At 41.6% G+C, this 19852-nt stretch carries 19 protein-coding genes; 4 read left to right on the top strand and 15 right to left on the bottom strand.

All coding sequences use genetic code 11. From position 1 onward, the window contains the following. Positions 1 to 32: 32 nt before the first annotated feature. From HNR41_RS01840 to HNR41_RS01830, 3 genes are read right to left on the bottom strand one after another with little or no spacing between them, the layout of a single operon-like run. A complete protein-coding gene (locus tag HNR41_RS01840; RefSeq protein ID WP_184281150.1) occupies positions 33 to 839 on the bottom strand; it encodes a hypothetical protein in 807 nt (268 codons plus the stop codon). Next, positions 836 to 2359 carry a hypothetical protein gene (locus HNR41_RS01835; protein WP_184281148.1) on the bottom strand — a complete coding sequence of 508 codons (1524 nt, stop codon included), beginning with the start codon at positions 2357 to 2359 and terminating at the stop codon, positions 836 to 838. The genes HNR41_RS01840 and HNR41_RS01835 overlap by 4 nt, the downstream gene beginning before the upstream one ends. A 2-nt stretch (positions 2360 to 2361) precedes the next feature. Beyond that, the gene (locus tag HNR41_RS01830) at positions 2362 to 2850 is read right to left on the bottom strand and encodes a competence protein ComK (protein WP_184281146.1); all 489 of its coding nucleotides are present in this window, start codon (positions 2848 to 2850) and stop codon (positions 2362 to 2364) included. Between the two features lie 218 nt (positions 2851 to 3068). On the opposite strand from HNR41_RS01830, the gene HNR41_RS01825 reads away from it, so the two are divergent. The 3 genes from HNR41_RS01825 to HNR41_RS01815 all read left to right on the top strand — a co-directional run bounded on the left by HNR41_RS01825 (position 3069) and on the right by HNR41_RS01815 (position 5026). After that, positions 3069 to 3536 (top strand): sigma-70 family RNA polymerase sigma factor, encoded by a 468-nt coding sequence (locus HNR41_RS01825; RefSeq protein ID WP_184281144.1) that lies wholly within the window; start codon positions 3069 to 3071, stop codon positions 3534 to 3536. A 75-nt stretch (positions 3537 to 3611) separates the two neighbouring features. Next, entirely contained in the window at positions 3612 to 3824 is a 213-nt protein-coding gene (locus HNR41_RS01820) for a DUF2187 family protein (RefSeq protein ID WP_035785876.1), read from the top strand. Positions 3825 to 3946: 122 nt separating this feature from the next. Continuing rightward, positions 3947 to 5026, top strand: a complete 1080-nt coding sequence (locus HNR41_RS01815; protein WP_184281142.1) for an LCP family protein — start codon at positions 3947 to 3949, stop codon at positions 5024 to 5026. Positions 5027 to 5076: 50 nt separating this feature from the next. On the opposite strand, the gene HNR41_RS01810 is transcribed toward HNR41_RS01815, so the two are convergent. The 10 genes from HNR41_RS01810 to HNR41_RS01765 form a co-directional block, all read right to left on the bottom strand. Next, entirely contained in the window at positions 5077 to 5934 is an 858-nt protein-coding gene (locus HNR41_RS01810) for a metallophosphoesterase family protein (protein ID WP_184281140.1), read from the bottom strand. 22 nt (positions 5935 to 5956) lie between these two features. Next, positions 5957 to 7306, bottom strand: coding sequence for a TrkH family potassium uptake protein (locus HNR41_RS01805; RefSeq protein ID WP_184281138.1), 1350 nt, complete (start codon positions 7304 to 7306; stop codon positions 5957 to 5959). A gap of 118 nt (positions 7307 to 7424) precedes the next feature. Continuing rightward, the gene (locus HNR41_RS01800) at positions 7425 to 8867 is read right to left on the bottom strand and encodes a S1C family serine protease (RefSeq protein WP_184281136.1); all 1443 of its coding nucleotides are present in this window, start codon (positions 8865 to 8867) and stop codon (positions 7425 to 7427) included. 72 nt (positions 8868 to 8939) lie between these two features. Beyond that, complete coding sequence (locus tag HNR41_RS01795; RefSeq protein ID WP_184281134.1) at positions 8940 to 9722, bottom strand: MeeY/MeeF family manganese export membrane protein; 783 nt, start codon at positions 9720 to 9722, stop codon at positions 8940 to 8942. A 255-nt stretch (positions 9723 to 9977) separates the two neighbouring features. Beyond that, entirely contained in the window at positions 9978 to 11534 is a 1557-nt protein-coding gene (locus HNR41_RS01790; RefSeq protein WP_184281132.1) for a peptide chain release factor 3, read from the bottom strand. Next, positions 11524 to 11778 carry a YueH family protein gene (locus HNR41_RS01785; RefSeq protein ID WP_184281130.1) on the bottom strand — a complete coding sequence of 85 codons (255 nt, stop codon included), beginning with the start codon at positions 11776 to 11778 and terminating at the stop codon, positions 11524 to 11526. Before HNR41_RS01785 ends, HNR41_RS01790 begins: the two co-directional genes overlap by 11 nt. Beyond that, entirely contained in the window at positions 11753 to 13252 is a 1500-nt protein-coding gene (locus tag HNR41_RS01780) for a UDP-N-acetylmuramoyl-L-alanyl-D-glutamate--2,6-diaminopimelate ligase (RefSeq protein WP_184281128.1), read from the bottom strand. The genes HNR41_RS01785 and HNR41_RS01780 overlap by 26 nt, the downstream gene beginning before the upstream one ends. Positions 13253 to 13382: 130 nt before the next feature. Next, positions 13383 to 14219, bottom strand: a complete 837-nt coding sequence (tatC, locus tag HNR41_RS01775) for a twin-arginine translocase subunit TatC (RefSeq protein ID WP_184281126.1) — start codon at positions 14217 to 14219, stop codon at positions 13383 to 13385. A gap of 11 nt (positions 14220 to 14230) precedes the next feature. Continuing rightward, the gene (locus HNR41_RS01770) at positions 14231 to 15961 is read right to left on the bottom strand and encodes a GMC family oxidoreductase (protein ID WP_184281125.1); all 1731 of its coding nucleotides are present in this window, start codon (positions 15959 to 15961) and stop codon (positions 14231 to 14233) included. A 137-nt stretch (positions 15962 to 16098) separates the two neighbouring features. Then, complete coding sequence (locus HNR41_RS01765) at positions 16099 to 16896, bottom strand: gluconate 2-dehydrogenase subunit 3 family protein (protein WP_184281123.1); 798 nt, start codon at positions 16894 to 16896, stop codon at positions 16099 to 16101. Between the two features lie 532 nt (positions 16897 to 17428). Here HNR41_RS01765 and HNR41_RS01760 point away from each other — a divergent pair. Beyond that, positions 17429 to 17821, top strand: a complete 393-nt coding sequence (locus HNR41_RS01760; protein WP_184281121.1) for a hypothetical protein — start codon at positions 17429 to 17431, stop codon at positions 17819 to 17821. 27 nt (positions 17822 to 17848) lie between these two features. On the opposite strand, the gene HNR41_RS01755 is transcribed toward HNR41_RS01760, so the two are convergent. After that, on the bottom strand, positions 17849 to 18625 hold the full coding sequence (locus tag HNR41_RS01755; RefSeq protein WP_184281118.1) for a M23 family metallopeptidase: 777 nt from the start codon (positions 18623 to 18625) through the stop codon (positions 17849 to 17851). A 101-nt stretch (positions 18626 to 18726) separates the two neighbouring features. Continuing rightward, the gene (locus tag HNR41_RS01750; RefSeq protein ID WP_184281116.1) at positions 18727 to 19827 is read right to left on the bottom strand and encodes an AI-2E family transporter; all 1101 of its coding nucleotides are present in this window, start codon (positions 19825 to 19827) and stop codon (positions 18727 to 18729) included. Between the last annotated feature and the right edge of the window lie 25 nt (positions 19828 to 19852).

Raw genomic sequence — 19852 nt, 5'->3', positions numbered from 1 at the left:
TTTTAATGATAGCATATTTAAAATATCTTGTCTTACGCTTCCACTATCCGCTTCAGCTGCTCAATTTCCACAAACCCAATTGAATTTTTCTCATCCAGCTGAACGTAAGACGGCAGTTTGCCGTCTGATTCCAGTGATGTTTTGCTTACCTGGAATTTACCGATGATGACCATAATTCTATGTACGAGTGTTGTCAGTTCATCGATGATATCCTGATTCAGTTTGGATACTTCCAGATGAATAATCGGATTTTTACGTTCTTTCGAAGGGAACATTATTGTCCGTATCCATTTCAGTTCACTTGGTGTCAGTTCTTGTTTAGTTTTTAACTCCAGTATCAGGAACGGGAATCTGTCTTCGTCTTTAAATGCGTTGTCATACTGCAGTTTAAAGTGATACAGTTCAAAACCGTGTTCTTCATATCTGATTAAATACTGATGTTTTTCCTGCTGTACAAAAAATACTGTTCCGTATTCAACGTTCGAATCTCCTTCAAGTTCTTTGAATTTATCCACTACGTTGACGAGCTGCGAGTAATCGAGCAGCAGCTGCCCTGCTTTATGTCCTTCTGTCGATTTTTTTTGAGTGATTGTAATTTCAACTTTATTAGAAGTCAGCACTGCTTTTTCCTTACCGTGAAACAGGCTGGATGTTTTTAATCTATGAAATTCCCCATATGTATATCCCATTGTTTTAATGTTGGGTAAGTATGAATCAAACAGCAGGTCTTCCTGCACCAGTTTTCCAAGCAGCAGATCGACTGTTGATTCAGCAGGCACATCTATTTTCGTAATTGATATCCCGCTTTCGTAATCTCTCACTTTAACTTTTAGCTTCAAGTTGCTCTCTCCTTCTCAAACTGAACAAATGATTTTAAGATGTCCACTCTCAACGCAACGAGTTCAGCGTCTTCATACATTGATTGTACTTTAACATCGCGCAGTTGAGAACTGTTTGCAGGAATTTTTTCTGTAATAAACTTCATAAATGTTATCGCATAATCTTCTTTGACATTAGTTGCTTGATACGGCACGTAAAAATCCGTCACATTATTATTATAAAATCCTTTCAGCTGAAACCTGCTCTTTTCGGAATTTTCATGCCAGTTCTCGTCATACTGCGACCAGAAACGTTCCCTGTGATTATCAATAATCGTGTCTTTTTTCGCACATGAAATATCCGTACTGTCGCATGATTCATCAAAATCCTCAATGGGAAGTGAATAGATATGTCCGAATTCATGTATCAGATTACGATACTGTGTTGCTTTATGTGTATTGTCACGCACATCCATCGCAAGCACTGTGCCTTCTCTTTGAATTGATACGTAGGCAGATGTATTTCCCTCACCGTCAGAAAACAGACGGTATTCATCAATTTCTTCTAAATAACGGTGCGGAAAGACATACTGAAACACATCCCATATTGCTGTGAACGTTTCTTCTTTACCGAACGGCAGCGGATTTTCCTGCTCGCTGGCGGCAATCTCAAATTTATTTATTTCATAATTAATGAAAGTTGTCCGTGTTCTGTTCTCAAAAAAGATATGCGGCTCGTCTTGCAAATCAACATACGTTTTCAATTCTTTCAAATATTCATCACCAAGTACTGCACATGTTTCCACTGTGTCACAGTCATTATGCTCCACTTCCTGTGCCCAGTCGATATCCGCTTCAAAAGTTGCTCTGTCGCTGCTGATATACTCCAGCAGCTTAAATCCGCCTGTAAACAGCAGTAATATTACTGCAGCAAGCAAAAGCAGCTGTATGACTGTTCTGCCGGACCGCTGTGCGCCCGTTTCAGGTATTTCCCTGTCTTTGACCTCTGTAATGCTGATAAACTCCCGTTCAACCAGTATTCTTTTAATTTCATTAATATACGCGTGGTAATTCGGAATACCGCTGTTTTCCAGTATTATGAGATTTTCTTCAGCAATATGCTGAGGAATGTATTCACCGCAAGTAAATACGAGTGTTGTCAGTTTGTTTCTCCGTGCAAAGTTTAAAATATATCTGAAGTCCCGTTCGCCGATGTCGGTCGTTATAATCACTTTATCAATTTTCTTTAAATATTTTTCTTTCTGATGAAATGTATCGTAAATGTTTGAGTTCCCTGTAAATGTTTCATCACAAATTACGCCATACGGTGCTGAGACCGATTGTCCGCTTCGGTGATTCACTCCTTTTTTCCTGAGTGACTCCTTCAATTTGGAAGTCAACGCTGTTTCTTCCGAGCTGAAATTCGTATGAATATATACTTCATCATATGTATGCTGCGCTGTAAGAGCGGATATCAAATGGCCGCCGGTCAGCACGTCTTCTTTATTTTTATATATTCCGCCGGCTGTAAGTATCGCCATTATTATCCCTCCCTGTCGCTGTAGTACTTTCTCAATGCATTTTGATGCTTTACCGTTCTGTCCAGTATAAATAAGGTCTTCTCGTACTGTTTCCTGGAAAATTGGTAATCAAAATCCGTTTCCACTTCCCGTCCGTCTATAAATATAATAATCAGTTTGCCGTCCACCAGCTTAAAATCGATCAGCTGGCGCAGATTGACAAAAAACGGATTTTTATATTTACAGCTTTCAAGCGGAAAGAATACAAATTGATATTTCTCATCGATAATAATCGGCTGCAGCTTATGTATATTATGTATCAGCTTAACGTTTTGACGCCTTACTTTAATACTGCTCGAATAAAAGTAAACCAGCGTTTCATCAATCCATCGTTCGGATGTCTTTCTACAGTATATTACACCATCAGTATGAACGGCACGGCATAAGTACTCCGGATGTACAACCGGTTCAATATAAAGTACCTGCGGAGTCAGCTCAGGGACAGTCAGCATATTCTCACCCCATCATCAAATTAATTAAGTATTCATATTATAACCTTAAGTTAACTTATTTAATATAATTTTAACTATTGTTAACAAAAATAGTGTTTAAGTTGTAATTAATGATGTATTTTACCGTTTCAGCTGTTTTATTCTGTGCTTAATCTTTCATATATTACTGTTATCCGGAAATACATGATATGAATCGATTCATTTTAAGGACTGCTTAAATGACAGCAAACGATAAAATTATATCCTACGAACCGATGATTCACAGCATTGTGCAGCAGCTGAATATTTTATATGACAAAGATGAGTACATGCAGGTTGGACGCATCGCAGTTTATGAAGCCGTGAATAAATTTGATCCTGCTAAAACATTATGCAGTGAGTCCCAGTTTGTCTATACGTTAATCCGTCAGCGTCTTATTGATGAAATACGCAGGGTATCACGTTATCAGGAAAGAAACAGTCTTGTAAAAAATGAGAGTCTGAGTAATACTTCTTCCGATGACTCATACAATCTTGAAAATACGGCTGTGAAAGTACTGAATGAACGTGAATACCGGTGGTTTACACTGACTGCATCAGGTTATTCCCTTACAGAAATTGCACCCCTGCTCAAAGTCAGCCCGTCCACAGTAAAAAATATCCGTAAAAGTGCGCGCGATAAACTCCGCGGGTCATTCACACCGTAAGCCCTGATGCTTGTATTTTTCTGTATTTATAGTATAATGTCAGACATTATCGCTATTTGTAGTGGAGGAATTTACATGGACGCAAAGAAGAAAGAAAAAGAAGAGTTAGACGTTAAAGTGGGCAACATTGTTTCATTCGACGACATGATTGGCAAAGTAGAAAAAATTAATGATAACTCGGTAATTGTCGACCTTACTATTAATGATAATTTTGACGAGCATGAAATGTTCGAAAAAACTGTAGTTAATCATAAAAGATACAAAATTATTGATGACTCCACAGACTAATATTTAAACTGGACAAATGGTATCAGCCATTTGTCTTTTTTTATACGATTAATTGACAACCGCTGTGCATTAAATATATATTTACATTAACATTGAAAAAAATTCCAAAGTGGGTTATTAAAATGAAAAAAATTCTATGGACCATCTTTATCATTTTAGGTGTCGTGCTTCTTGCAGCTGTCATCTATATTCTTTATCTGTTTAATGCTTTTAACAGCGGGGTCTCGAACTCGTATGAAGAAATTGACCGCGAACGTTCGGAGCTCCGTGTCGACGATGTCGATGCATCGAACGACAGCTTTACAGTGCTGATTCTCGGTATTGATGCCGATGCTGAAAGAACACAGGACGGCCAGATTAACGCAGATCACTTCCGTTCGGATACGATGATTTTAGCGACATTTGACCGCAATAATGACGATGTTAAAATGGTCAGCATTCCGCGTGATACACTTGCATACATCGAATCGATGAATTACTTCGACAAGATTAACCATGCTCATGCATTTAACGGACCGGTCGGTGCAATGACTGCCGTCGAGTCACTCTTAAATGTACCGGTCGACCATTTCGTCCGCGTTGATATGAACGCAGTTGTCGAAATTGTTGATGCTATCGGCGGTGTGGAATTCGACGTTCCTTACGAAATGAACGGCCTGCAGCCGGGAGTTCAGCACTTAAGCGGCGAACAGGCACTCGCAGTTATACGTAACCGCAGCATTGACTCTGACTTAGGACGCGGCGTCCGTCAGATGGATCTGATTGAAGCGGTATTCAAACAGGCGCAGTCATTCAGCACATTGTCCCAGGTTGATGATTTAATCAAAATATTTACGAGCAATACGAGCCACAACTTTGCGACAGGCGATATCCGCTCACTCGCATCATACTATCTGTTTAATGATGTAGTATTTGAATCATCACAACTGCAGGGTACAGGATTCTCTGCACAGTCAAACGGCGTATATTACGCATCACCGGACCAGGAGCATCTGTTTGCACTGTCCAATACGATTCGCGGAATACTTGGACTTGACCCGTCGGCAGCAGATGATCTGATCAGCATCAGACTTGGTGAGCAGGTTCAGCCGGTTCAGGAAGTCAGCCAGGATTTACTTGAGAACTTTACACTCGATAATCCGCCTGCCTTTACTGAAGAAGGTGCCGAAAATCAGTACGGTGACGGCTTCGGAATAGAATAGACTAACATAGAAAACCATCTGCAGCTGCAGATGGTTTTTTGTGTTCTTGATTACAAGTATCTGTACACCAGGTCCAGATATTCGATGTCTTCTGCTACTTTTGAGAATTCTTTATCTCTTACAGCCATACTGTGACCCAGATACTCAAATGTATTCACCCGTGTTTTGAATCTGATATCCAGTTCCATAATCCGGCCGTTGTGAACATGATGATACAGCGGTACTTTTTCACCGTGCACGCGCGTTGTACTGAATGGCGATGTCTGTTCGTCATAATTTTTTTCATAGTCTGAACCGATTATTACAATACCTACACCTTCAAGACTGATTTTCAGTTTTTCTATTTCTTCATCATCATTTGTAAAATCCGAAACAAAGACAATTACATAGTCCGGATTTTCCTTACTGTGCAAATAGCGGAGCCATTTTTTAAATGACGCCTGCAGATTCACTGCTGAAATCTGTTCGGTTTTCTCTTCTGCCGGTCCGCCGTATCCTCCGACAACCGCCAGCTTCATTTTATTCATATTAAAAATTCTGTATGGCTGGCCGTAGAACGGCTCATTTGTAAATTTCTGTACTATATTTGTGCTGATCCACGGGAAATACGATGTACGCATCGCTTTACTCGTGCCCGCAATATTTTTAAGATCACTTACATTAAGTGTCGCAAATTTATAGCGCAGATGATTCATACTCATAATATGCGGATTTTGAGGACCGCGCACATTTACTGAATCTCCGACCGCACCGCCGAGGTCACAAAATATCGGCCGTTCATATTCTTTCATATTCATACTGTTGACCGCACTGGAAATCTTGCCGAATGTCACGCCTTCCTTCCTGCCGAGACGTTCATTCATATGCTGCGTTATATACAGCTTGACGTTAAAAAATTCAGATACCATTTTGTTCATTCCCCCGCTGATTCTAGCCTACCATCAGGCGTTCTTCAGAATATTTATAAGTCAGTTCGCGCTGTCTTCCTGCTATTGACAGAAGGAATGACACAAACCCTATTCTGCCGATAAACATAAAGATCATTATTACTGTTTTACTTAAAGTAGACAGCTGTTCAGTAATACCCGTCGATGTACCGGTTGTACCGAACGCTGATGTTACTTCAAAAATTATCTGCGTCAGTGTAAATTGATGACCGTCCGCAATCAATACTGTGAGTACACCTGCAAAAACAAGTCCGACTGCAAGAATAAACACTGCAAATGCCCGTTCAATATCTTTTTTAGCAATTCTTCTGTGGAATACATTAATATGCTGGCGCCCTCTTGAGAACGAGATCAGGAACAGTATCAGTATTGCAAATGTTGTCGTCCGGATTCCTCCGCCTGCACTGGACGGCGAGGCACCGATAAACATCAGCACACTCATAATCAGCTGTGTCGTTTCCGTAAGCCTGTCCACCGCGACTGTCGTAATGCCCCCGCTTCTGGTACTCGCAGATAAAAACATACTCGTCATAACTGATGAAAAAATGTTTTTACCTGCAAAGTACTTAACCGACTCCAGCATAAAAATTAAGGCTGTACCGGCAAAAAGCAGTATACCGTATGTGGAAACTGTTACTTTTGTAAATAGTGAAAAACGGGATCCCGGCGAGTGCTTGCTGAAAAAATGCTTAAGCTCAATCAGTACGGGATAACCGATTGCCCCGAGAATAATCTGGCACATTACCGGCACTTCAATAAATAAATTTCCTTCAAGATGAGTCAGTGAATTGCTGTACAGATCGAGTCCTCCGTTGGTCGTTGCCGAAACAGATAAAAATGTTCCGTGCAGGAATGCATAGGCAATATTGCCGGACTGCATATAAAAATAAGTAATATAAATTACTGCACCTGCAATTTCAACAACAATAAGCAGCGTAATAATATCGAGTACAAGCTTCACTGCCCCGGACATTTTGTACTGTGCATTATCTGCGATTATCTGCCTGCGCTCCCTGACACCGATTTTCCTGCCAAGTAAAATCCACAGCAATGTCCCTACTGCCATAATCCCGATGCCGCCGAGATTCATCAGAAACATCAGCAGTATATATCCCGGTATATTGAACGTTTCCACAATTGTTACCGTACTTAATCCGGTCACGGATATCGCAGATGCCGCGACAAACAGCGTATCAATAAATGGAATACCGTCACTCTGATAAAAAATTGGAAGACTTAACAGCAATGTCGCTGCAGCCAATGCCAGAAAGTAATACAGTAATATGCCGCGCTGCGGGCTCAGATTTGTAAACCACCGGCTTAATTTTCTCAAAAAGACTATCCCCAATCCGTAAATCGCTTAATAAAAGATTATAGCCACATTATACAATAAAAACAGCTTTACTGATTAAAAAAACGGAATCCCGTTTTGGGATTCCGTTGTACTTTTTTTATTCCAGCACTACTGTAACTGACTGCTGTTCGCCATTACGGTAAAAATCAATTGTCATTTCTTCACCGGATGCTTTCGCATAATAGAGGTGCTGTCTCAGTTCAACCATATTATTTATCGGTTCACCGTCCAGATGAGTAATAACATCAAGTTCCTGCAGTTCAGCCTGTGCTGCAGGGGAGTTCTCCTGTACGCCGCTGATTATAACGCCGCCTTTAACATCTTCAGGCAGCTGCAGCTGATCGTACACAGGTGACGATGCCACTGTAAGCAGATCCTGCAGTGTAATACCGAGGAATGGTCTCGTTACTTCACCATTTTCTTCAAGCTGGGCTGCAACCTGCTCCACTTCATCGACAGGAATAGCAAAACCGATTCCTTCAACAGATGCAATACCGATTTTCATAGAGTTAATACCGATTAAACGCCCTTTAGCGTCAATTAGAGCGCCTCCGGAGTTCCCCGGGTTAATTGCTGCGTCAGTTTGAATAACGCTCGCTTCCCAGTCCGTTGAGCCGTCTCCGTCGAGATCTACAGGTACGGAACGGTCAAGTCCCGAAATAATCCCCTGGGATACCGATCCTGAGAATATTTCACCAAGCGGAGAGCCGATTGCAATTGCCGGTTCACCTACAAGCAGATTGCTGCTGTCGCCGAATTCAATCGTCGTTTCAACAACATCTGACGGAATGCTGAGAACTGCAAGGTCTGTCCAAATGTCAGTACCGACAAGTTCTGCATCTACAGAATCTCCGCTTTCAAGATTAATTTTAATCTCTTCAGCACCTTCGACAACATGATGATTGGTAATGACATATGCAGTGTCGCCTTCAGTTTTATAAATTACACCTGAACCGCTGCCCGCTTCTTCCGCTTCGTCGGATGTATTATTAATTCCCGGTATAATTGACTCGATGCGCTGCATATTAATTACGGATACGACTGCCGGCTTCGCTTTTTGAATCGCTGCTGTTGTATCGGTAATAACCTTATCAGCATTCTCTTCTTCAAGCTGTTCTTTGACTTCCGATAAATCCTTGTTTGACTCTGCTTCAGAAGCAGTTTCTTCACCAGTCTCTTCAGCTTCGTTTCCGGCACCTTCATCATTGTCACTAAACAGTATATATGCGCCGAGTACAAGGAGTGCTCCGATAATTCCTGCCAGGAGCGGAATTAAGAATGACTTAAATCCACCGCCTGAACTATTTCGGTGATCTTTTTCATCTTCAGCCGGTGAACTGTCCGTTTCTGCCGCATTATGGTGCTCATCAATATTATCACGGGTCTCATCAGCCGAATCGAATTCACGCTGTTCCTCACGTGACCTCGTAAATTCAAACTGATTCTCAGCTTCTTCCGATGATTGATTCTTATCCGTGAAATTTCGTGCTGTCCGTCTGTATTTTTCTCTGTCAATCGGATGTTTTTTTTCATCGCTCATAATAATCACTCCATCTCAATGCTCTATTAAGTAATTATAATGCCTTTTAAAAATTCTTTCCAATTATAACCGTTATGATTTCGCTTTTACCGAACCATCATCTTTTTTGCTGCCGCCGAACCAGCCGACAAGAACAATGATGATCATTACAGCCCAGAAGATTACTTTCCATGTTGTCGAATGCGGGAATTCAGCAGGAATAATACCCACTGCTTCGTGAGCAAGTGTCAGTACTGAAAGCTTGACTCCTACCCAGCCGACAATGACAAACGCTGCCACTTCAAGTGACGGGCGCTGCGCAAGCAGTTCAACAAAGTAGTTGGCAAAGAATCTCATGATAATTACACCGACAAGACCACCGATAAGCATTACAGAATACTGGCCTGCGTTGACTCCGAAGAATTCTCCGCCGACTTCAGGCAATGCAAGAGCAATTGCTGCTGCAGCTAAAATAGAATCTACTGCGAATGCGATATCCGCAAGCTCTACTTTAAATACAGTCATCCAGAAACCTGATTCTTTTTTGCCTTTTTGTTCTTCCACTAAATCATCTGCTGATTTGTCCTTATGTTTGTAAATCGCAATTAAGTGCGAAATTGATACGTAGAATAAGTACAGTGCACCAATCGCCTGAACCCACCACCACTGCACCAGCCAAACGAGCAGCAGAATTGCGATTACACGGAACACAAACGCACCGAGCAGTCCGTAAAACAGAGCTTTTCTTCTTCTTACAGGATCCAAGTGACGTACCATGACTGCGAGAACTACAGCGTTGTCCGCTGCAAGCAGTCCTTCAAGTCCGATCAGTACAATAAGGACCCATCCATATTCCAGTATTACAGCTGTATCCATCTTTATTTCCTCCTTTTTTATATCAAACACAAAAAGAGACCTAAACAGGCAGTCCGCGCTTCTTTATGCAGGACTGTCTGTTAAGGTCTCACGATACAATATTATATATTGCTCGGTGCACCGGGATTTCTCCGTAATGACGATACACCGATAGTTTCCTATTCGTTACTCCCCTTAAAAACAGGTTCGTTATATGTGTTTTTCAATTCTTATTAAATATAAGATATTAAATGTAAAAAGTAAAGTAAAATTTACTTACAGCAGACTGTATAATTTAATCTCAGGATACTTATCCGAGAACCAGCGCATCGCAAATTCATTTTCAAACAGGAAGACCTGCTGATCAAAGCGGTCATATACTAAGTTTGCACGCGGTGAGTTCATGGAATCTTTAATATCTTCCTCATTCTCAACCCAGCGGGCAATCTTCTTGCCGACCGGCTCCATAATAATATCCGTATTATACTCATTCTTCATACGGTGCTCGAATACTTCAAACTGAAGCTGACCCACTGCACCTAAAATAGGCTGATTCGTATGCATTGATTTGTAATACTGAATCGCACCTTCCTGTACGAGCTGTTCAATACCTTTGTAGAAATGTTTCTGCTTCATAACGTTCTTCGCTGAAACTTTCATAAACAGTTCCGGTGTAAATTGAGGCAGCGCAGCAAAATCAAGATGTTTCCCGCCGTATAAAGTATCACCTATCTGGTAATTACCGGTATCGTATAAACCGATAATATCTCCTGCATATGCTTCATCGATTGTTTCCTTATCATCAGCCATAAACATCGTAGCACGTGTAATCTTCGATTTCTTTTTAGTACGTGCAAGTACCGCGTCCATACCGCGTGTAAATTTACCGGATACTATTCTCATAAATGCCAGACGGTCACGGTGTTTCGGATCCATATTTGCCTGTATTTTGAAAATAAATCCTGAGAACTCTTCATTTGTCGGACTGATTTCCGTTCCATCTTTCGTTTCACGTCCTGTCGGCTGCGGTGCAAAGTCAACGTAAGTATCAAGGAATTCTTCAATACCGAAAGTTGATAATGCCGAACCGAAGAATACCGGAGTCAGATCACCTGTTGCGATTTTGTCCTTATCGAAATCGTCGCCCGCTTCTTCTACAAGCATGAACTCATCGATTGCATCTCTGTATGCAGAATCCTCTTCAATTTTATGTGGTTCAGTCAGTTGATAGTCATCATCCAGTGTCAGCTTTCCATCTTCTCTGAACGGATTAATTGTACGTTCGCGCCGGTTAATGATTCCAAAGAAACTTGGTCCCATTCCGATTGGCCACGTCATCGGGTAAGTTTCAATTTCAAGCGTCGACTCGATTTCCTCAAGCAGCTCAAAAGGTTCTTTACCGACACGGTCCAGCTTGTTAATAAACGTAAAAATAGGAATACCGCGCATCTTACAAACTTTAAACAGTTTTAATGTCTGCGGTTCAATACCTTTGGCAGCATCGATAACCATCACTGCCGAGTCAACCGCCATTAGGGTACGGTACGTATCCTCCGAGAAGTCTTCGTGTCCCGGTGTATCCAGAATATTTATTTTATAGCCGTCGAAATCAAACTGCATTACCGAACTTGTTACACTGATTCCGCGTTCCTGTTCTACTTTCATCCAGTCACTTGTTGCGAATTTCCCCGTCTTCTTACCTTTAACCGTTCCCGCTTCACGAATCGCTCCGCCGAATAACAGCAGTTTTTCCGTCAGCGTCGTTTTACCGGCATCCGGGTGGGAAATAATACCAAACGTCTTGCGTTTCTGTATTTCATCTTTAATATCCATTATTTTCTCCTTGCTCAGCTTTAATTGCTGATTGTATTGCTTCTCCCGCATCATTGCTTTCATCTTCATCGAGCAGTGTAAAGAGGTGAATAATCAGTTCATCGGTCATCTCTTCATCACTCAGATTATTATCCATCTGCATACTGAATGCCAGTTCCGGTATGCTGATAATATACGTTTCTTCATATTCTGCTATATAAACTGTACAGTCCGTACCGTTAAATTTTACTGTCTGAGTCAACATACTCATCACTCCGGTATTTTCGGTATGCAGCATCGAGTGCGATTAAGTCATCTCTGTGCGGCACTTTTACGTAGTTCTCCATAATCTGATACGGCTCGCGTCCTTTGCATGCGAGAATAATAGTATCTCCAGGTTCTGCAATATCCACAGCATGAATAATACCTTCCTCACGGTCTGTATACGATACATAATTATTATGTGCAGCGCCGTCCTCAAGCAGCTTAACCAGCATTTCCGGATCATCGTTTGACGGATTATCCGGTGTAAATACTGCATAATCTGCAAGTGTTGCAATTTTCCCCATCTCTGCACCTTTGGAGTAATCACGTTCTCCCGTCATGCCGATTAAACAGATTAATTTTCCTTTGGCAAACGGCTTCACAGTATTGATTACTTTACGGAGCGCGTCCGGTGTATGTGCAAAATCGATAATAATATCGATAGGCAGTGTCGGATCCAGTACTTCCAGTCTGCCTTCAACCGGCTTCATTTCCGGGACAGCCGACAGAATATGTTCAATTTCATAACCCTGCAGCCATTCGCTGATAATCGCACACATCAGATTTTGAATGTTATACTCTCCGACAAACGGAGAATTCACTTCAAAACTGCCTTCAGGCGTATTCAGCATAAAGTTAAACCCTTCCAGGCTTCCTTTAATATCAGTCGGATAAAAGTCGGAAGAATCGTCCATACCGTAGGAAATCGTTTCAAACGGTGTCATATCACTGTAAACTTTTGACCATTCATCATCGTTATTTAACACGACGTATTTATGCTTCTTAACATCCTGGCCGAGCTGTGAAAATAACAGTCCTTTAATGTGTCCGTATTCATCCATGCTGTTATGGAAATCCAGATGATCCTGGGTTAAATTCGTAAATATCGCAATATCAAAATCTATACCGAACGTGCGTCCGAGTTTCAGTCCATGTGACGATACTTCCATCGTAAACACTTCTGTATCATTCTCATGCGCTTCTTTAATACGCTTATGAAGACGCGTCGTTTCCGGCGTCGTATTTTGAGATACCATGTGCATCTCGTTAATCATAAAACCGTTCGTACCGAGATATGCACTCTTCTTGCCGAGCGCCATGCTCAGATTGTGAATCATCGTCGATACCGTCGTCTTGCCGTTCGTCCCTGTTACACCGATCATCGTCTGTGATTCATGCGGAAAATCATATATATACTCTGCAAACAGCGCCGCTGTTTTCGATGGATCTTTTACTACCAGCAGACCGATATCCGAAGCGAGTTCAACGTAACGGTCCGATATGATAAAGCGGCAGCCGCGTTTAATTACATCTTCTATAAATGCATGACCGTCAGTCTGATGTCCTTTTATCGCTACAAATACAGCATCCTCGTGCGTTTCCCGGGAGTCAGCTGTAATATCCTTAACAGTTTCCGGAAAATTTCCGTACGTGGTTTTTATCTTTAAAAGAGATAGAAGCATTATCGATTTCATCTCGGTTACCACCTTTCAACTTAAGTAATTATACATGAAAATACCCGCTTAAAGATAGAGATAAGTTGTTTTTCATTAAAAAACGAGCGGACATGGCAATGCTGCCGTATCCGCTCATTTAAACAATATTTTATTTACGTTCTTTTTTCTCTGCTGCAGCTTGCTCTTTAGCCGCTTTGGCTTCCGCTTTCCGTTCTTTTCTCTTAATCAGAATAATACTCAGTTCATATAAAAGAATCATCGGAATAAGCGTTACCATGTGCGTAAACACATCCGGCGGTGCGATCAGTGCTGTAATGACAAGGAGTGTAAAATACGCATATTTACGCATCGTCGTCATTACTTCCACAGTTAACAGTTCAATATGATGCAGGAATAATGCTACAACCGGAAGCTGGAAAACCAGTCCGAACGGAATTGTCGTAATCAGCAGAAATGACATGTATTCATCTGCAGTGACCAGCACGTTGAAGTTCTGTTCCCCCATTGAAATAAGGAAGAAGTAACTGAGCGGGTGCACGATAAAATAACCGAATGACAGACCGGTTACAAAAAGCAGCAGCATAATCGGCAGCGAACCTTTAAGGAACTGTGTTTCTTTGTCCACAAGACCGGGTCTCATAAACTGCCACAGGAACCAGCAGATGAACGGGATTGAAAACCCGATACTGATGGCGCCTGACGTTCTTAAGTAGAAACGGATTACTTCAAATGGTCCAAGGACAACAATATCCGCGCCTTTTGAGACGATGGGAAACCACCATCCGACAGTAGAGAAGATAATCAGGAACCAAATTGTAATTGCGACCGCAGACTTAATAAGAACTGATCTCAAGTCCTCAAGATGATCAGTAAGCGGAGCATATGGATCCTCCTTCGTCACTTTTTTACGTTTAGTAACGAGTTCAGGTTCATTATTCATATTTTTATTTTCAGGGCCTTGATTTTTAGTTTTCTTCGGCTCCATTTTATATCACCTTATTCTTCTTCTAGGCGTCCGCCATCTTCAGCATATTTAATAATACCATCTGCACAGCGGTATGCAAGTGCTCCTACTGTTGCAGTCGGGTTGTAGCCGCTGTTGTGCTGGAAGTTCCCCGCACCGACAACGAATAAATTATCGCGGTCCCAGTGCTGCAGATAGTTGTTTACCACACTTGTTTCAGGGTCAGCACCCATTGTCGTACCTCCGGTATTATGCGTTGACTGGTAGGGTACGATATTGTAATCTGTCAGCTCAGCTGAAAGATCAACGTGGGACGCGCCCATTTCTTCCAGGATTTCACCTGCACGTTCAGCAAGATATTTCTGTCTGGCTCTGTCCTGATCAGTAAAATTATAAGTCAGCTGTACCAGCGGCACATTAAAGGCATCTTTATACTCTGTATCCATGCTCAAATAGTTATCCTTGTGAGGACTTGTTGCTCCCTGACCTGAAACAGATAACACACGTGTATAGTTTTTAATAGATTCTTCTTTAAACTCTTCGCCCCATGATGCTGTTCCGCTTTTAACGGGATTACTAAGTATCGGTCTCGCACCGGTTTGAGTTATCGCCATGTTTCCGCCGTGCAGGAAGTCTAAGTCTTCGTGATCAAAATTATCCCCGTTATAATCATCCAGCGCCATACCGAGTGCACCGGCACCCATAAATGTATTGAACTGCTCCTCAAAGAATCCAGTTGCGCCGCCGAAAATCTGGTAACAGTAATTACGTCCGAGCGAACCTTTGCCGGTTTCAGGATCATACTGTTCACCAATATCCGACACAGCAAGCAGTTTATAGTTATTAAAGATGTAGCTAGTCAGAGCGACAATTTCTGCCGGCTGAATAAATTCTTCCCCCGTCAATGTATCGACAAATTTCACACCTGATACTTTCGTATCGTCGTCTTCATCTGTTATTATCTCAACAACGTTAGCATGTGTACGCAGTGTGAAATTATCGCTTTTCTGTGCCGTTTTAATTACTGTAATCTCAGGTGTTGCTTTCGCGTCATACTCACAGGCAAAACGTTCACAAAAAGCACAGTACTGACAAGCATTAATCGTTTCGCCATCAGGGTTTTCGTATTGCTGGCTAAGGTTTGCAGACGGCATCATAATAGGGTTAAGCTCCATATTATTCGCAGCTTCTTCAAACATTCTGAGCATACGTGATTTTAACATCGGCGGAGTCGGATATGACTCCGAACGTTTCCCTCCAAGAGGGTTGTCTTCACCTGAAATACCTGCGGTTTTTTCAAATGTATTAAAATAAGGCTCAAGTTCGTCGTAAGTAATGCCCCAGTCCTCAAACGTGTACCCGTCATCTTCCTGCAGTTTATCTTTACCATAGCGCTCTTCAGTCATCGATTTGATTTCAAAATCATAAGGTAAAAATCTCCACGTCTGGCCATTCCAGTGTGTTCCTGCTCCGCCGAGATTATCCCCTAAAAGGAAAGAGCCCTGCTGGCGCATCGGCAATGCTTTTTGATCTTTGTTATTTCTGAAAGTAATCGTTTCCTTTGCTATATCCTGCATTAATTCATAACGTACTGCGTATTTCAGCTCATCGTGCACATGCTGATAGTCTGCTGTACCGCGTTTTTTCCCGCGCTCAAGTCCCATCACTGTTAAGCCTGCTTTAGTTGCTTCTGCTGCGATAATACCGCCTGTCCAGCCGACCCCTACTGTTACTACATCTACTTTATCTAACGTTGTTACCATAATTTTTCCCCCTTAAAAAATTTAAATACTGGATTCTTTTAACAATCCTCTCAGTTATTCTCAGTCTGGATTTGTCATTTAATCAAATCCAGACTCCGATGAATTTCATCAGAGTCTGTGAATTATTGGCCAATATATTAGTGAGCCATGCCGAATACCGGTTCCGGCTCAATTTCATGGAACTCATCATCTTCAATGTACTGAATATATGACATTTGATGTCCAGGGAATTTTTTCATTTTCCAGCCGGCCATATCGCGGTTCCCGCGGTATACAGGGTCTGCATAAGCCCCTTCAATTGTCGCTGAACGCAGCATTGTGAAGAAGTAGCTTGCTGTTGCGGTATGCGCAGGCACACCGAAGTCTACATCTCCCGATTCAAAGTCAGTCAGAATTTCATCCATCTGACCATCTTCAAGGTCCGGGAAGTTTGCATCATGACGGTCATTTGCCTCTTCATTCAGCTTGTTAATACCAAGCATGAAGTATTCGCGTCTGTTTAAGTTCGACTGGTAGCCCTGTGTCGGTAACGGTTCGCGGAAAGGTCCCTGCATGTACTCTTTAGAGTTAAAGCCGTACTGTCCTGTAAGCTGACCATCTAAATAATATGCACAGCCTAATCCCACAGCACCCGGGCCTGTTTCAGTTTCCGGGAAAATTCTTTCCATAGCTGCTTCAACTGTGTTGAAATCCAGGTCATTCGAGAAAAATACACGTGAATTATCTGTTAGTCCGCCTGTATTGCTTCCTGATGATGTTTCTTCTGAAGCTGTCTCTTCAGATGTTGAAGTTTCTTCCTCACTGGATGAGCTGTCGAGATTAAAACCGACCAGCCCGCCAAGTAAAGATCCACCGATGATTCCACCTGTTGCCACACCGGTAGTTTTCAGAAAGTCGCGTCTTGAAAACTCTTTTTCTTTTGGTGTTTTCGTCATTTTATACTCCCCCTATTTTAATATATATTTATTATAAACCTGTTTTCACAGATTGTTACCAGTTTTTAAAAAACATGATTCTTATGATTCAAGTCTTTTTGGTGATTTAGAATATTCAATAATACCTTCTGCACAGCGGTAAGCTAATGCACCTACAGTAAGAGTTGCGTTGTATCCGCTCATGTGAGCGTAGCTTCCAGCACCCAACTGTGACTACATCTACTTTGTCTAATGTTGTTACCAATTTAAAGCTGCCTCCAATAAATTCAAAACAAATATTTTGTTTTTATATAATAGTATTTGTGTAAAAAAAAATGACATACCAATACAGCACTAATGGTATAATCAGGAAGAACTGTCTTGCTGATATATTCATTATATTACAAGTGAAGTCAACTTGCTGTCCACCTGTCTGAGTATGACAATATATTCTTCGGGTCTGCTGTCAGCCGTATTGACCACCTTCCTAAAATATAATATGATTAGATTATATACTAAATTTGACAATTTTAACATAGGTGGTGGAAATTAAATGTCATTCTTCAATTTACTTACTTGGAATAACAGCCATATGGATTTACGTTTTAGAGAAGATGATTTACACGGCAAAGTAAATATTACTAATGTTTATAATGACGACCGTTACGTAAATATGGACAAAGTGAATGAGAAATATGATTCAAGACTAGAGGATGCACAGCGCAGTATCAGCTCAAACAGAATTATGATGCTTGTTCTTTTTACACTTGCAGTATTCCTTCCGGCTTTACTTTTAAGCGTTATTCAAAGTAACCTGCTCTTAATCGGCGGTATTATTGTATACGCGATTATTGCTTATTTCTTAATGGAAGCAGTAAACCAGGTTGAAATCAACAAGGTGCTTCACGAAATTACCAACGATAAAGAAATCCATACGCAGCCCTAATCAGGTGCGCATGGATTTTTTAATTTTCTATTCCTTTCCCCCGCTGGTATTAAGCTTCTCAACGTCTCCGTACAGTTCTGTTTCAGTAAATACTTTCCCCTGAACCTTTTTCCCGCACGCGATAAACACGGTTCGTCCGTTATGCAGACATCTGATCCACCAGTAGCCGTCATTATCATACAGTTTGTCGAAATATAATTTCATATTATTACCTGTAAAACCGACTCGCTGTCCCGCCAGAGATGGAAAATCCCTGATATTTATAATTTTTTTGGCAATAAATAAGCCGCTCCACATCCAGGCAGCATGATATCGCCGTTTATCAACATTTATCGTCAGCGGGTTAATGCCGGTGCAGACAAAATCCCGCTCGTTGTTAATATAACCGTACTTTTGGAACTGAATATGAAGATGACTGTCCATCCGGACATTCTGGTAATTTGTATTGCTCTGGTAACCGATAATTTCTCCCTGTTTTACATGCTGGCCCGGCCTGACATTGAGCGCTCTCGCAAGATGTCCGTATATAACCTGAACGCCAAGATTTTTATTCGCAATCACTGCGGTGCCGCCGAAATTACCGTAACTTTTTGTACCCGCAGAAACAATACCGTCAAACACTGCAGGCACCGGTGCCCGGTCGTACTTTACAAGATCGTAGGCCCGGTGATATCCGCCGCAGTAATTATCATAGTTATACCCGTTAACTGTATAATTCCTGAGTCCCCATATACCGCTTTTGTATTTTCCCGGATCTGATGTGACTTTGTATCCCTGACTGATTAAATATGAGATTGGATCCATTTGATTCCCCCTTTACCTTCTGACTTTTATATCGTCAGTACTCATTAAAAAGGACAATCAAAAATTAAGACCCCGTCCGTATCCCGGACGGGGTCAAGGTATTATCTGCTGGGTTTCCTCATATCTGTCAGCATTGTATTTTTCAGATTTTTACGGTATTTCCAGATGTTCTGGATAATCGTCTTAATTACCGCATACGTTGGAATTGCGACAAGAATACCGATGAATCCGGCGATGTTTCCTGCTGCAAGCACAATCGTAATGACCGTAAGCGGGTGCAGTGCAAGTGACTGTCCCATTACGTTCGGCGTAATCAGGTTACTTTCAATCTGCTGGGCAATCAGCGTAATAAGAGATACCCAGATAAACATAATTGGATCCTGAATCAGTGCGAGCAGGCCGGCAGGGATAAACGCCACCCACGGACCTACGAACGGTACGATGTTCATGAACAGTGCAAATATTGCAAGAAGCAGTGCATAGTCCAGTCCGATAATCGTATAACCGATAAATAAAATAATACACAGTATAAATGATACGAGCATCTGTCCCTGAATAAATGAGCGGAGTGTCCGGTCGATATCGTGCAGCAGCTCCACCAGGAACTCTTTAAACGTTCCGCCAAACGGAGATGTCATTGCCGGAATAAACTTATTGTGGTCCTTCAGCATAAAGAAGAAGAAGAATGGCCCAAGTACTAATGTTAACAGCACACTCACTGTGCTTGTCACTATCGTAATTGCATTCGATACAAAGCCGCTCAGCATGTTTGTTCCCATATCAAGAGCATCCTGGGTTACCGATTGAAGATCAATATCAAATGGCAGACGTTCACGCTGGCTTAACAGGTAATTTGTTATATTCTGCACTTCGCTTTGGAGTATAGGCAGTCTAGAAACTAAATTCTGCACCTGTTCTGTAACCATTGGTGCTACTGTCAGTGCAATAATCGCAATGACTATTAAGATAATTATAAATATTGCCAGAATACTGACGAGTCTGTGCGCATTGCGTTTCTCGAGAAAACGCTGAATCGGTTCGGTTATGTAGTATAGCAGGCCGCCTATTATTACCGGAAAAAATATTGTCATTATTATCGTGATAAACGGTTCAAAAATAATTTGAACCTGCATCACCAGAAGAATTAAAACAAAGGTAATAATAAGTGCTATACCGCTTTGAAACCAAAGTTTATTAGTCATAAAGTGGCACCTCTGAAGTCTGTTA

Origin of the sequence: Jeotgalicoccus coquinae (assembly GCF_014207425.1) — a bacterium.
Classification (GTDB): domain Bacteria; phylum Bacillota; class Bacilli; order Staphylococcales; family Salinicoccaceae; genus Jeotgalicoccus; species Jeotgalicoccus coquinae.
Note: the sequence above shows the minus strand (reverse complement) of the source record. Positions and strands in the feature narration are given on the sequence as shown.